Annotated in this window: 10 protein-coding genes; 4 read left to right on the top strand and 6 right to left on the bottom strand. The window is 71.1% G+C overall.

The window, feature by feature from the left end:
• The first annotated feature begins 116 nt into the window (after window positions 1-116).
• On the top strand, window positions 117-1,445 hold the full coding sequence (locus tag ABT342_RS23470; protein ID WP_351577140.1) for a UDP-glucose dehydrogenase family protein: 1,329 nt from the start codon (window positions 117-119) through the stop codon (window positions 1,443-1,445).
• A 25-nt stretch (window positions 1,446-1,470) separates the two neighbouring features.
• On the opposite strand, the gene ABT342_RS23465 is transcribed toward ABT342_RS23470, so the two are convergent.
• The gene (locus tag ABT342_RS23465) at window positions 1,471-2,268 is read right to left on the bottom strand and encodes a bestrophin-like domain (RefSeq protein ID WP_351577137.1); all 798 of its coding nucleotides are present in this window, start codon (window positions 2,266-2,268) and stop codon (window positions 1,471-1,473) included.
• Between the two features lie 100 nt (window positions 2,269-2,368).
• The gene (locus tag ABT342_RS23460) at window positions 2,369-3,898 is read right to left on the bottom strand and encodes an LCP family protein (protein WP_502965597.1); all 1,530 of its coding nucleotides are present in this window, start codon (window positions 3,896-3,898) and stop codon (window positions 2,369-2,371) included.
• On the opposite strand from ABT342_RS23460, the gene ABT342_RS23455 reads away from it, so the two are divergent.
• On the top strand, window positions 3,827-5,092 hold the full coding sequence (locus tag ABT342_RS23455) for a glycosyltransferase family 2 protein (protein WP_502965596.1): 1,266 nt from the start codon (window positions 3,827-3,829) through the stop codon (window positions 5,090-5,092). The genes ABT342_RS23460 and ABT342_RS23455 overlap by 72 nt on opposite strands.
• Window positions 5,093-5,155: 63 nt before the next feature.
• Here the strand turns inward: ABT342_RS23455 and ABT342_RS23450 are convergent, their stop codons facing one another.
• From ABT342_RS23450 to ABT342_RS23435, 4 genes are all read right to left on the bottom strand, one after another.
• Window positions 5,156-6,862 (bottom strand): LCP family protein, encoded by a 1,707-nt coding sequence (locus ABT342_RS23450; RefSeq protein ID WP_351577131.1) that lies wholly within the window; start codon window positions 6,860-6,862, stop codon window positions 5,156-5,158.
• A gap of 51 nt (window positions 6,863-6,913) precedes the next feature.
• Window positions 6,914-8,662, bottom strand: a complete 1,749-nt coding sequence (locus ABT342_RS23445; RefSeq protein ID WP_351577128.1) for an LCP family protein — start codon at window positions 8,660-8,662, stop codon at window positions 6,914-6,916.
• Between the two features lie 249 nt (window positions 8,663-8,911).
• Entirely contained in the window at window positions 8,912-10,156 is a 1,245-nt protein-coding gene (locus ABT342_RS23440) for an LCP family protein (RefSeq protein ID WP_502965595.1), read from the bottom strand.
• A 247-nt stretch (window positions 10,157-10,403) separates the two neighbouring features.
• Complete coding sequence (locus tag ABT342_RS23435; protein ID WP_351577122.1) at window positions 10,404-11,156, bottom strand: TIGR03089 family protein; 753 nt, start codon at window positions 11,154-11,156, stop codon at window positions 10,404-10,406.
• Between the two features lie 139 nt (window positions 11,157-11,295).
• On the opposite strand from ABT342_RS23435, the gene ABT342_RS23430 reads away from it, so the two are divergent.
• Together ABT342_RS23430 and manB are read left to right on the top strand one after the other, a co-directional pair.
• On the top strand, window positions 11,296-12,717 hold the full coding sequence (locus tag ABT342_RS23430; protein WP_351577119.1) for a peptidoglycan recognition protein family protein: 1,422 nt from the start codon (window positions 11,296-11,298) through the stop codon (window positions 12,715-12,717).
• A gap of 108 nt (window positions 12,718-12,825) precedes the next feature.
• Window positions 12,826-13,929 (top strand): mannose-1-phosphate guanylyltransferase, encoded by a 1,104-nt coding sequence (manB, locus tag ABT342_RS23425; RefSeq protein WP_351577116.1) that lies wholly within the window; start codon window positions 12,826-12,828, stop codon window positions 13,927-13,929.
• Window positions 13,930-14,066 lie beyond the last annotated feature (137 nt).

Raw genomic sequence — 14,066 nt, 5'->3', positions numbered from 1 at the left:
GCTCATCGGCATACGTGAGCTTGACGACAGGCCCGGAGGCAAGGGAAAAGGTCCCCCGGGAAGGGCCCGACTATGCTCGTGCGGGCACTCCCACCCGTACCCCTCAGGAGCACCGCATGGCCCTCAAGATCACCGTGATCGGCACCGGATACCTCGGCGCCACGCACGCAGCGGCCATGGCGGAGCTGGGCTTCGAGGTCCTCGGCCTCGATGTCGTACCCGAGAAGATCGAGATGCTGGCCGCCGGCCGGGTCCCCATGTACGAGCCGGGGCTGGAGGAGCTGCTGGAACAGCACGTCGCGGGCATCGCGGGGTCCAGCGGCCGACTGCGCTTCACGACGTCCTGGGACGAGCTGGAGGACTTCGACGGCGACGTGCACTTCGTCTGCGTGAACACTCCGCAGAAGCACGGCGAGTACGCGTGCGACATGTCGTACGTCGACGCCGCCTTCGCCGCGCTCACCCCTCGGCTGAGGGGCGGCGCGCTGGTCGTCGGCAAGTCGACCGTGCCGGTGGGGTCGGCCGAGCGGCTCGCGAAGTCTCTGCCCGAGGGTGTGGAGCTGGCGTGGAACCCGGAGTTCCTGCGGGAGGGTTTCGCCGTCCGGGACACGCTGCACCCGGACCGGATCGTGGTGGGCGTGACGAGCGGGCAGGCCGAGAAGCTGCTGCGCGAGGTGTACGCGACGCCGGTCGAGGAGGGCTCGCCGTTCGTGGTGACCGACTTCCCGACGGCGGAGCTCGTGAAGACCTCCGCCAACTCCTTCCTCGCGACCAAGATCTCCTTCATCAACGCGATGGCCGAGGTGTGCGAGGCCGCCGGCGGCGACGTGGTGAAGCTGGCGGAGGCGATCGGCCACGACGAGCGGATCGGCGCGAAGTTCCTGCGGGCCGGGATCGGCTTCGGCGGCGGCTGCCTGCCGAAGGACATCCGCGCCTTCATGGCGCGGGCGGGTGAGCTGGGCGCGGACCAGGCGCTGACCTTCCTGCGCGAGGTCGACTCGATCAACATGCGCCGGCGCGGTCACATGGTGGAGCTGGCCCGGGAGGCCGTGGGCGGCGGGTCCTTCCTCGGGAAGCGGGTCGCGGTGCTCGGCGCGACGTTCAAGCCGGACTCGGACGACGTACGGGACTCGCCCGCGCTGAACGTCGCCGGGCAGATCCACCTCCAGGGCGGCCAGGTCACGGTGTACGACCCCAAGGGCATGGACAACGCGCGCCGCGTCTTCCCGACGCTCGGCTACGCGGAGTCGGCGCTGGAGGCGGTGCGCGGTGCGGATGTGGTGCTGCATCTGACGGAGTGGCGCGAGTTCCGCGAGCTGGACCCGGCGGAGCTGGGGGCGGCGGTGTCGGAGCGGATCATGCTGGACGGGCGGAACGCGCTGGACGGCACGCTGTGGCGCGAGGCCGGCTGGACGTACCGGGCGATGGGCCGCCCGAGGGCCTGAGGGGCCCCGCGCCATCGCGCACCACCTACGGCCCGCCGTCGAAGAAGCCGGACTTCAGGTCCCCGATGACGGCGTCGAGTGGGTGCCCGGTCACGACGAACGGTCCGCTCCAGGGCGCGCTGAGTGCGAAGAGCAACGCCAGGCTCAGCCCGACCACGCTCGCGACGCCCACGATGAGCAGTGACGTCCGCAGGCTGCTGCGGAAGATCAGTGCGCCGGCGTTCACGATCAAGGCCAGTCCGCTGGCCACGAGCGTGACGACGTACAGCGCGGGAAGCTCGCGCGAGGCGGCCGCGACGCGGGCGCGACGGCTGCTGGTGACGCTGTCCAGGGAGGCCAGCAGCTCCGTGCTCGCCGGGCTTCCCGGCTCGGGCCGGGCGGCCTCGGCGCGCACGGTCCGCTCCAGCCGCGCGATCGCGTGAGCGGTGGCCGGGTCGTCACCGGGGTGCGCCGCCGCGGCGTCCCACTCCCTGGCACGTGTGGTCTGCAGGTAGTCCACCAGTGCCGTATGGATCGGCTCCGAACGGACGCGCGGATTCGTCGCCGTCCAGGCCAGGCGGGAGGCCGCGGCCGCCTCGTCGCTCACCAACCCCTCCGCCGCGCGCAGGTAGCCGGCTTCGCTGGCCAGTGAGAGTGCCGCGAAGATCGCGAAGGCGGCGCCGAGTGTGGGCATCAGGGGCGTGGCGATCTGCGGCACCCGGTCCTGTTCCCCTGCCGGTACGAGGGCCCGGACGCCGACCCGCGCCACGGCTGCGACCAGTAGGGCCAGGATGAGCCAGCCCGCGACCAGTACCACCGTCGGCAGCGAGGTCAACCAGTTCACCACATCACCTACAGCGCGTTGCCACGGGCGTCGCACGGCGGCGCCGCACCGGCCCCGCGACCTGGAGCTCCTCGTCGGTCACCTTCAACAGAGCACCTCTTCAACACAGCACCTCGGCGCCCGTGACCGCCTCGTACGTTTCCGGCCGGCGCGGCGGCTCCGTGCGTACCGGTGTCACGGCGGTGAAGTCCGTCCCGGCCATCACCCGCAGCGTCGCCCCCTGGCCCTTGACCGGCCGCAGCTGGGCGCCCGGCAGGGCCGCTGCCAGGGACCTCGCCGAGCGGTCCCAGCGCGGGTCGTACGAGACGACCGTGCGCCGCACGTCCCGCCGGTCCCCGTTCAGCGGCGTCCGGGTCGTGTGGAAGCCGGTCGCCCGCAGCCCCGCGTCCACGCGGGCGCCGAGGCCGTCCGTGCGGGTCCCGTTGTAGACCTGCACCCGGATCCGGTTCGGTGCCACCCCCACGACCTTCGGCGCGGCCGCAGCCGGCTTCTCGGCGCTGTGCGGCGACGCCAGCGGCCTGTCCTCACGCAGGGCCTGGAACAGCTTCTGCGCCTTCACCGGGTCCCAGAGCACGGTCGAGCCGAGCCCCTTCACGGGGTGGCTGACATCCCCGACGGGCACCGACGCGAACTCCGACGACGTCGGGGTGAAGCCCCGCATCGCCTCTCCCAGGGCCAGCATCTGGTCCGTACCGAATCCCGTGTCGGCCCGCACCGAATCCAGCATCGTGGAGCTGACCTCGCGCAGCTTCACCGGGTTCAGCAGCACCCCACTGCTCGTGGCCTGCTGGACGAGGGCCGCCAGGAAGCGCTGCTGCCGCTGCATCCGGCCCAGGTCCGCCTCCGCGTCGACATGGCGCGAGCGTACGTACCGCAGTGCCTCGGCACCGTTCAGCCGGTGCGTGCCCGCGGGCAGGTCGAGCCCGGTGAACCGGTCCTTCATCGGCTTGGCCGTACAGATCTTGACCCCGCCCACCGCGTCCACCGTCTTCATGAAGCTGGTGAAGTCGACCTCCAGATAGTGGTCGATCTTCACCTTCGTCATGTGCTCGACGGTCCGCACGGTCAGCGCGGGCCCGCCCTCCGAGTAGGCCGCGTTCAGCTTCACGGCATGGGCCCGGTAGTGCTTGCCGGTGCCGGCGTCCGTGTGCGCGGGGATCTCGGCGTACGAGTCGCGCGGCAGGCTCACCACGCTCGCCCGCGTCCCGTCCGCCGAGATGTGCACGAGCATGATCGTGTCGGTGCAGCGGCACGGCGTGCCGCCCAGCCGGTACGTGTGCCGGTCCTTCCGGGAGATCCCGTCGCGGCCGTCGGTGCCGACGAGCAGGATGTTCGTCCCGTGCCCGGCCTCGGGCCGGTTCTTCATGTCCTTGAACGGATCGACCCGGCCGACCTCGCGCTCCAGCCCCGTCACGATCGCGTGACCAATCCCACCCACGCCCAGCACCAGTACCGAGAGCGAGGTGGCGACCCGCATCGCCCAGCGCGGCCGCCGGGCCGGGACCGGGGCCGTGGCCGCGGCCGGGAAGATCCGGGGCCGGGCGCCGGTCTGCGGTCTGTGGCGCGGTGGCGGCGACGACGCGGGCCTGGCCACGGGCCTCCGAGGGGGCTTGCGGGGCGGTGTGGGCACGAGGGGGCACCTCCGCGGGGTGGCCGGGGCGGGCGGCATTCGGGGGATCCCGAGAACCGTAGGCCCATACGATCAGCGACACCGGGAGGCGGTCCGGGCGGCGCGCACCGGTGTCCCTCGTTCGCGGTAACGTGGCCGACGATCCTGCAGTCTCCCGGGGGCGACCCCCGGACCCCCGAGGAAGCCATGCTGCCCCCTGTCTCCGTGATCATGCCGGTCCTCAACGAGGAGCGGCATCTGCGCGACGCGGTCCGCCACATCCTCCAGCAGGAGTACGACGGCGAGATGGAGGTGGTCATCGCGCTCGGCCCGTCCACGGACCGTACCGACGAGATCGCCGCCGAGCTCGTACGGGAAGACCCGCGCGTGCACACCGTGCCCAATCCCACCGGGCGTACGCCGGCGGCGCTCAACGCCGCCATCAAGGCCTCCCGCCACCCGATCGTGGTACGCGTCGACGGCCACGGCATGCTGTCGCCGAACTACATCGCCACCGCCGTCCGCCTCCTGGAGGAGACCGGCGCGCAGAACGTCGGCGGCATCATGCACGCCGAGGGTGAGAACGACTGGGAGCGCGCCGTCGCCGCCGCGATGACCTCGAAGATCGGCGTCGGCAACGCGGCGTTCCACACCGGTGGCGAGGCCGGTCCCGCCGAGACGGTCTACCTGGGTGTGTTCCGGCGCGAGGCCCTGGAGCAGCAGGGCGGCTACAACGTGGAGTTCATCCGGGCCCAGGACTGGGAGCTGAACTTCCGCATCCGCGACGCGGGCGGACTGATCTGGTTCTCGCCGGAGCTGCGGGTCCAGTACCGGCCGCGGCCTTCCGTCAAGGCGCTGGCCAAGCAGTACAAGGACTACGGCCGCTGGCGCCATGTCGTCGCCCGCTACCACGAGGGCTCCATCAACCTGCGCTACCTCGCCCCGCCGACCGCGGTCTGCGCGATAGCCGCGGGCCTGGTCGTCGGCGCGACGCTCACTCCGCTGGGCTTCGTCGTACCGGCCGGGTACCTCGCCGCGATCACCGCCGGTTCGGTCCCGGCGGGCAAGGGCCTGCCTCTGAAGGCACGGCTCCAGATTCCCGTCGCGCTGGCCACGATGCACATGTCGTGGGGCTTCGGCTTCCTCACCAGCCCGCGCTCGCTGGCGAAGAAGGTCATCGCCAGCCGCCGCCCGTCGGTGCGTCAGACGGCCTGACGGCACAACGGCATGAAGGCCCGACCCCGGGACGGCGTCGTCCGTCCCGGGGTCACCCGTCACTCACCGCCAGGTGAAGTTGGGATCCACCTGCATGCACGCCTTGTCGTTCGCCCCGTTGAGCGGGTTCGAGGACGTGGGCGTCTTGTTGTCGTCGACCTTCGGCTTGGGGTACGCGTCCCCCTCGCGCCAGTCGGCTCCCACGACCACGGTGACCCCCGTGACCTCGGTGGACTTCTTCACCGAAGCGACCGGAATGCCGAGGGCCTTGGCGACCGCCTGGGCGTCGCCCTCCAGCTCGGCGCTCGGGAAGTACACGACGGTCCGCTTCTCCGGATCGGTCTGCCTGTCCGCCGTCGCACGCGTGAAGCCCTTCTCGGAGAGGGCTTCGGCGATGTCCGTGGCGCGGCCCTGCGCCGTCCCCAGCTCATCGGTGTAGGTGCCGTTCCGCACCGTCACCCCGATGTCGGCCGGGGGCGCCGCCGTGTCCTTGGAGGGGGCCGGAGACTTGCGCTTGGAGGCCCTGCCGTCGAGCGGGACGTCCTCACGGATCATCCGGAACACCTGCTCGGCGTCCGGCTGCAGAGGCTCGACCCTGCCCGTCGAACGCTTCGAGTAGAAGTTGGGCATCGTGGTCATCGTGATGCGCTCGGTGGGGACCTTCTTGAACTCCTCGGCCAGGTCGTAGAGCTTCCCGACCGTGTCGAGGCCCTCGTCCACGGTGAGCGCGGACGTGGCGGCCTCGGCGAGCTTGCGCAGCTTGTTGGGGTCGGTGAGCTTGGTGTTCTTGCGCAGCTCCCGGACCATCGAGTTCATGTACATGTGCTGGGCGCGGGTCCGGTAGAGGTCGCTGCCGTCACCGAATCCGTACCGGGTCCGCAGCCACTGCAGGGCCTGCTCGCCCTTGATGGGGTGCGTGCCCTTCTCCAGCTTCAGACCGGAGCCCTGGCCCCGGGAATTGCGGGAGTGGACGTTGTCGGTCACGCAGACGGGGACACCGCCGATCGCGTCGGCCATGGACACGACGCCGGCGAAGTCGACCATCATGAAGTGGTCGATGGTGATGCCCGTCAGCTCGTACCAGGTGGCCACCGTGCAGCCGGGGCCGCCGCGCATCAGCGACTCGTTGGTCTGACCCCAGTTCCTGGCCCTGAAGGTCTCACCGGACTCCGGGTTCTCGCACTCCGGGAGCTTCAGCATCGTGTCGCGGGGCATGCTGACCACCGACATGTTGCTGCGGTCCGCCGAGACGTGCACGAGCATCTGCACATCGGCCAGCGGCGGCCCGTCGAAGGTGTCCTTGGCCCCGCCGAGCGCCTTGTTGGCGTCGGTGTTACGGGCGTCGGAGCCGATCAGCAGGATGTTCAGCGGCGTCTGGCCCGCGGCGTTCGCCTTGTGCTCGGCCATCTTGTTCTTGCCGAGGTTGAGCTTGTCGCTCTTGATGTTGCTGTTCAGATGACGGTAGTAGAGGTATCCGGCGCCGGCCGTGCCGAGTATCAGCAGGGAGAGCACGGAGGCGACCCAGCGCAGGATCCGCCGCTTTCCGCGTCTGCCGTGCCGGCGCGGGCCACCGCGCCGGCGGCCCGCGCGGGGACCGGCGGGGCCGCCGGAGCCCGTACGGGTGGCGGGTCTCGTGCCGCCCGTACCGCCCCTGGCCGCCCGCCCGTTCCCGCCTTCCCCGCCGTCCGCGGGCAGGCCGTCGCCGCCCCGTTCATCGGGGGGCTGGACGCCTGGTCGCGTCCCCTCCCCGCGTACGCTGCTCGTTCCCACCCCAGGTCCCCCTAGTTGTTCAGGCGCGCCGAAGGACCCGTTGGTCCGGGCTCACTTGGCGCATACCTGCTTGTCGGCTTCCACTTTCTTCACGTCCGGTGCCTTCGCCGGAGCCGCGATGGGCACCCCCGCGCCCTTGAAGTCCGCGCCGAGGGTGAGGGTCATCGCCTCGAGCCCTTCGGCGTTCTCCGTCCCCGGCTTGAGCGCCGAGGCGGGCAGCCCCATCAAGTCGGCCAGCTTGCGGGCCTGATCGGCCTGGTTCGGCGCGTACTCCAGCGTCGTCTTGGCCAGCTTCTCCGGGGCGTTGCTCTTGTTCGTCGACTTGAGCACGCCCTTGTCGACCTGCAGCCAGATGAGGGTCTTCTGCGCGGCGCCGGAGATGCCGCTGCCGTTGTAGACGTCCACGCGCACCTCGGAGGCCTCGGCCCGCGGGCCCTTCAGCAGCGCGTCCTGCTTGCTCTTGGCGGCCTTGGCCTTCTCCTTCTCCTTCTTCTTCACCTCGGTGAAGGAGACGTCGTTCTGCAGTGCGTTGAAGACCTCCGGGCCCTCGACCGGGTGGACGATGACGGTCGTCTTGATCTTCTCGTCCGGGTTGTCGACCACGGGCACGGTCAGCAGGGTGATGTTCTTGATGTCGATCTGGTCGAGTTCCTTGGCCAGATCGGTCAGCTTCGGAATGGTGCCTATGCCCGTGTCCACCGTGAGCGACTTGGTCATCGCGTCGGCCAGGTCGAACATCTTGTCCGCGTCGCCGATGTCCTTCTTCATCTGACGGATCATCGACGCGACGAACTGCTGCTGCATCCCGATGCGGTCGAGGTCGCTCTCGTTGCCGAGACCGTGCCGGTTGCGCAGGAACGCGAGCGCCTGCTCACCCTGGACCCTCGACTTGCCCTCCGGGAGGTCCAGCTTGGAGTTCTCGTCCTTGATGGGCTTGGTCAGGCAGATCTCGACGCCGCCGATCGCGGTGGTCAGCTGCTTGACCCCGTTGAAGTCGGCCATCATGAAGTGGTCGATCGACAGTCCGGTGACCTCTTTGAGCGTGCGCATCGTGCAGCCCGGGTCGCGGCCCTGGACGCCGAAGCTCTCGTTGAACTTCGTGTTCCGCGTGCCGGGAATGACCTTGGTGGAGCCGTCGGGCTGCTTGGTGGGGCAGTCCGGGATGTCGACCTTCAGGTCCCGGGGGATGCTCAGCGCGGTCGCGTTGGTGCGGTCCTCGGAGACGTGGAAGAGGAAGGTCGTGTCGGCGTGGCCGGTGACGTTGTCCCGGTTGCCGTATCCCTCGTTGCCCTCGCCCGTCCGTACGTCATTGCCGAGGACCAGGATGTTGATCGGCCCGTCCGCCAGCGCCCGTCCGCTCCGCGCGTCGCCGACGTCGATGGAGTTGATGTTGCTGTTGAGGCGGTCGTAGATGAGATAGGCGCCGACACCGACGCCGACCACGACGAAGCCGACGATCCCGGCCGTCCACTTCAGGGCCTTCTTCTTGCCGGACTTCTTCGGCCTGCGCTTGCGGCGGCCCGCGCCGCCCGCGCCGCCGGGGCCGCCACCGCGTCCGCCGCCGCTTCCGGGGCCGTCGTTCGCGGCGTTCGTTCCGCGACGGCCGCGCTGGCCCGGGACCGACCGGCCCGGGGTCGCCGTGGTGCGCGATCTGGGGGACGCCGCGCCACGAGGCCGGGCAACTCTCTGCTGCGGAGCGGAATCATCCAGTCGCAGTTCGTAATTGCCGGTCTGCGGGTTCAGTACCCACTGGTCTGCGGGGTCGATGTCGTCCGCCCGCCCACGGCTCTGCGCGTCCACGGTTGCCTGAGTCCTCCGTCGGTGCCACGCGAGGCGCCTCTCCCCCTGGGAGACGCTCCGGTCGTCGATCCGGTTGTGTGTGACCTTGCGCCCTCTTGACTCCGCGGCCCTTCGGCCGGGAGCACCGGATCGCGTCACACTATCCGGCCAGTTCAGCGGCGAGCGACGTCCGTGACAAATTCCACGCACCTTACAACTGGGCAATCCACGCAATCGGCATGGACTTCCGGCCAGTCTTTGGTCATGGCTTTACCCGCACAGGCCGGCGGCCGCGTGCGTGCCGGGGAAGGCCGGCGTCGGGGACGGGCTGCTGGAGCTCGTGTCCTGGTCACTCCCCGTATCGGGGGAGGTGCTCGCCGTCGAGGTGCTCGGCGTGGCGTCCGGCGGTACCACCTTCACGGGCGCGTCCTTCCGCAGCCGCTCGAAGAGGATGCTCGCGCCAGGCTCCACGAGCTCGTCCCGGTTGGGATCGGGCGGGTAGGGGCGGCGCGGCACCGTGAGGAACCGCACACGCTCCGCCGGTACGTTCCGCATCGCGCGCGTCAGGTCGTACAGGTCCTTGAGCGAGGCCAGGCCCGGGTCGGTGGTGACCGACTTGGTCGCCGCGTCCAGCACCGGATAGAGACGGGTCGGGTTCAGCAGGACGCCGTTGCTCTGCACCTTGGTGAAGAGCGCGCCGAGGAACCGCTGCTGCCGGTCCATGCGTTCGGTGTCGCTGCCGTTGCCGAGCGACTTCCGCGCCCGTACGAAGCCGAGGGCGTCCTCGCCGAGCAGCTTCCGCTTGCCCGCCGGGAGCTTCAGCCGGGCGTCCTTGTCGTCGATCGGCTCCTTCAGGCAGACCTCGACCCCACCCACCGCGTCGACCATGTCCTTGAAGCCGCGGAAGTCGACGACCATGTGGTGGTCGATCCGGACGCCGGTGAGCCGCTCGACGGTACGGATCGTGCAGGCCGCGCCGCCGATCGCGAAGGCGTCGTTGAACTGGGCGAACCGCTCGGCGCTGCGCGTGCCCTTGGCGGTGCGGCAGCCGGGCATCGTCACCATCAGATCGCGCGGCACCGACACGGCCGTCGCGCTGCGCCGGTCGGCGGCGAGGTGCAGGAGGATCGTCGTGTCGGAGCGCTGGATGCCCTTGTCCGTGCCGTACTCGCCGTTCTCGGCGCCGGCGCGGCTGTCGGAGCCGATGAGCAGGATGTTCTGCGCGCCATGGGCGGCGGGCAGCGGGCGCTCCTTGTCGTAGCGCTCCAGCTCCTCGGCGGCCGTGAGGTCCGAGGTGATGTTGCCGTCGAGCTTCTCGTAGAGCCACCAGCCGACACCGGCGAGGACGAGCAGCAGGAACGACAGTACGAGCCCGATCCGGCGCAGCCAGCGCCGTCCGCGCCCGACGCCGCTGCCGACGGAAGGGCCATCGGCCGGGTCCTGCGCCTGGCCGTCCGCCGGTGCGTCGGCTGGTTCGTCCGGTCCGGCGGCGGGCGTGCCAGCGCTGTCGGTCACTTCTGCGTCCATCCTCGCGGCGTTGTGAACGTACGCACCTACCTACCGCCGATGATGTCCCGGAGTCGCTGCTCAGGCCCGTGGTCCCGGCCCGCGCTGCGCCGTCCGGGCGGGCCACGAGGCGCGTGTCGTACCGCGCTGCCGGTCACACCGCCGAGCCGGTCCGCGCTGCGCCGTCCGGGTGAACCACGAGGTGCGCGTCATGCCGCGCCGCCGGTCGCGCCGCCGAGTCCTCCCGCGCCGGCCGTCACACCGCCGAGCCGGTGACCCGCTCGCTCTCGACGCGCTTCTGGAGCCCCTCCGGGGACAGCTGGTCCAGATTCCGGCACAGGACGACCGAGCCACCGGACGCGAGCGGCGCGTACAGCCCGGCGGAGAGTCCGTCCCAGGTGTCGTACGTACGCCCCGACAGCAGCCGCGACCCGGCACCCAGGCCCAGCTCCGCCGCGTCCGCGCGGGCACGCTCGACGAGCTGGGCGCCCGTCAGTTCGGTACCGGAGACGACAAGTGCGGGCGCGTCAGGATCAACCGGTACGTACGGCGCGAAACGGTCGCCCTGGCTCGGCACCTCCACCGCGTAGTCGGCGAAGCCCTCGGGGGGCTGCGGGAAGCGGCCGCCGAGCGGACGCAGCGCGAGGGCGATCCGCTCCCGGGAGCAGGCCCGCGCCGCGTCGAGGGTGTCCGGGCCGCTCACGACCAGGTCCGCGGCGGCCGGGTCGCCGCCGATGTCCGCGACGACGCCGACCGAGGAGCAGGCGAGCAGCCACACCGCGCTCTGCCAGTGCGCCGGAAGCAGCAGGGCCAGCCGGTCGCCGGGCTCGGCGGACAGTGCGTCCTGGAGCAGATTCGCCGTCTTGGCCACCCAATTGGCGAAGGTGGCGACGGACAATTCGACGCGTTCCCCGGTGGCGTCGTCGTAGAAGGTGACCAAGGGGCGGGCCGGGTCCGCGGCGAGCGCGGATCGCAGCAGGTCGGCGGGGGTGCGGTCGCTGGCGTTCACCCGCGCAAGAGTACGCCGCGGGGGCGGCGCGGGCACGGCCGTTCCGGTGACGGCGTCCCCCGGCCGGCCGGACGGACCGTCATCTCTCCGGCGCGATTCCGGTGAGCGCATTCGGCCGTCGCTCGTCAGGATCATTCCTATGCGTGCCTTCTTTGCAGCTTCCTTCGCATCGTGTATCGGCGTGGCGTGCACCGCGGCCCTCGCCCTTCCTCCGACCCCGACCCAGGCCTTCACCACGGCCGTTCCGGCCGAGCCGGATCTGCCGGGCTCCACGCAGTCGCTGCCCCTGGCGCCGCTGACGGGACTCGACCGAGCCCCGGGAGGGGCGGTCGCGCAGGGACTTCCGCGCCGCGACGTCCGCCCGTTCTCGCTCGTCGGGGTGGTCTGGGACGACGTGGACACCGAACTGCACGGCACCGTCCAGGTCCGCACCAGGGCGACGGGGTCCAAGGAATGGTCGGCGTGGCAGGACCTGGTGACGCACAACCACGAGCACGCCCCCGACCCGGACTCGCCCGAGCGCGCCGAGGGAACGGTCCGCGGCTCGACCGCGCCGCTGTGGGTCGGCGACTCGGACGGCGTCGAGGTGCGCGTACGCCCGGAGACGGCCGACGGGCCCAGGGGCGCGACCCCGCCGCTCCCGGGCGGCCTGCGGCTCGAACTCGTCGACCCGGGTAAGGCCACCGAACCCGACGCGCCGCGGTCCGCCGCCCCCGCGTCCGTGCGCGAACCGGCGACGAACCCCCAGCCGGGCGAGGAAGAGGCGACGCAGGCGAGCGGCCCCAAAGCCGGAGGCGCCACCGAACTCGACCTGGCGGCCGCCCCCCTGACCGCCGAGGCCGCCGCCGCGTCCGCCGTCAACGCCGAGCTCGCGCCGCTGGGCGCCACCGAGATCCCCGCCCAGTCGAAGGCGGAGACCATGGCCGAGGCCGGGCTCTACGGCGTTGCGAGGCCGTACATCGGGCCACGTCCGGGCATCATCACCCGCAAGGGGTGGGGCGCCAACGAAGCGCTGCGCGAGAAGCAGTTCGTCTACACCCACGCGGTGAAGGCGGCCTTCGTCCACCACAGTGCCACCGGCAACCGCTACACCTGCGCGCAGGCACCCTCCGTCCTGCGCAGTATTTACCGCTACCACGTCGAGAGCAGCGGCTGGCGGGACATCGGCTACAACTTCGCCGTCGACAAGTGCGGAAACATCTACGAAGGGCGGGCGGGAGGCGTGGCCAAGGCGGTGCTCGGCGCGCACACGCTCGGTTTCAACACGAACAGCATGGGAATCGCGGTCCTCGGAACGTACAGTGCGACCAGCCCACCGGCTGCTGTCGTGGACGCCGTGGCCAAGCTCACGGCGTGGAAACTCGGCCTGTACGGGGTGAATCCGCAGGCGAAGGCGTCCCTGATATCGGGCGGCGGCAACAAGTTCAAAAAGGGCACGACGGTCAAGCTCAACGCCATCTCTGGGCACCGGGACGGTTTCGCGACCGAATGTCCCGGCGGCCTCCTCTACAACAAGCTCGGCGCGGCCCGCAGCACCTCGGCCAAGCTCCAGGGCCGCTGACCGTCCGCGCCACTCATGCATACGTACGTACGAACAGTGCGAACAAGCTGCATAGACTGGCCGGTCATACGCACGAATCGCCGGCCCCGGCAGGAAGCAGAGAAGGCATTGACTCAGGACCGGACTCAGGCCCAAGAAGCGATCCTCCTGGTCGGCGGCAAGGGCACGCGGCTGCGCCCGCTCACCGTGAACACCCCCAAGCCGATGGTGCCGGCGGCGGGCGTGCCGTTCCTCACGCACCAACTGGCGCGGGCACGGGCGGCGGGCATCGAGCACATCGTGCTCGCGACCTCCTATCTGGCGGAGGTCTTCGAGCCGTACTTCGGCGACGGCTCGTCGATGGGCCTGCACCTGGAGTACGTGACGGAGGAGGAGCCGCTCGGCACCGGCGGGGCGATCCGTAACGTCGCCTCCCGGCTCGGCTCGGGCCCGGACGATCCGGTGCTGATCTTCAACGGCGACATCCTGACGGGACTGGACATCCGTTCGCTCGTCTCCACGCACACGTCGTCCGGCGCGGACGTCTCGCTCCACCTCACCCGGGTCGAGGACCCGCGGGCGTTCGGCCTGGTCCCGACGGACGGGACGGGGCGGGTGACCGCCTTCCTGGAGAAGCCCCAGACCCCGGAGGAGATCGTCACCGACCAGATCAACGCGGGGGCGTACGTCTTCCGCCGCTCGGTCATCGACTCCATCCCGGCGGGCCGCCCGGTCTCGGTCGAACGGGAGACCTTCCCGGACCTGCTCGCCGCCGGAGCCCACCTCCAGGGCATGGTCGACTCCACGTACTGGCTGGACCTCGGCACCCCGCAGGCCTTCGTGCGCGGCTCGGCGGACCTCGTCCTCGGCCGCGCCCCCTCCCCGGCCGTGCCCGGCCGCTGCGGCGACAGCCTCGTCCTGCCGACCGCGACGGTCGCCCCGGACGCCAAGCTCAGCGGCGGTACGGTCATCGGCGCCGACGCCGTCGTCGGCGAGGGCGCCCGCATCACCGGCAGCACGGTCCTCGACGGCGCGACCGTCGACCCCGGCGCGGTCATCACCGACTCCCTCATCGGCGCGGGCGCCCGCGTGGGCGCCCGTACGGTCCTGACCGGCGCGGTCATCGGCGACGGCGCGGTCGTCGGCCCCGACAACGAACTCCGCGACGGCATCCGCATCTGGTGCGACGCAACGCTCCCGGCGGGCGCGGTCCGCTTCTCGTCGGACCAGTAGGCGGGGATCGCCGGACGGGCTGGATATGGGGCGCGGCCCCATATCCAGCCCCGCCGGCGTTTGAGGCGCGGGGTCCGGGGCAGCGCCCCGGCGGGGGTCCGCCACGCCGGCCTGCCCGAGCCCGACCCCGAGACCAC

Origin of the sequence: Streptomyces sp. NPDC000410 (genome assembly GCF_040300305.1) — a bacterium.
Taxonomy (GTDB): domain Bacteria; phylum Actinomycetota; class Actinomycetes; order Streptomycetales; family Streptomycetaceae; genus Streptomyces.
Note: the sequence above shows the minus strand (reverse complement) of the source record. Positions and strands in the feature narration are given on the sequence as shown.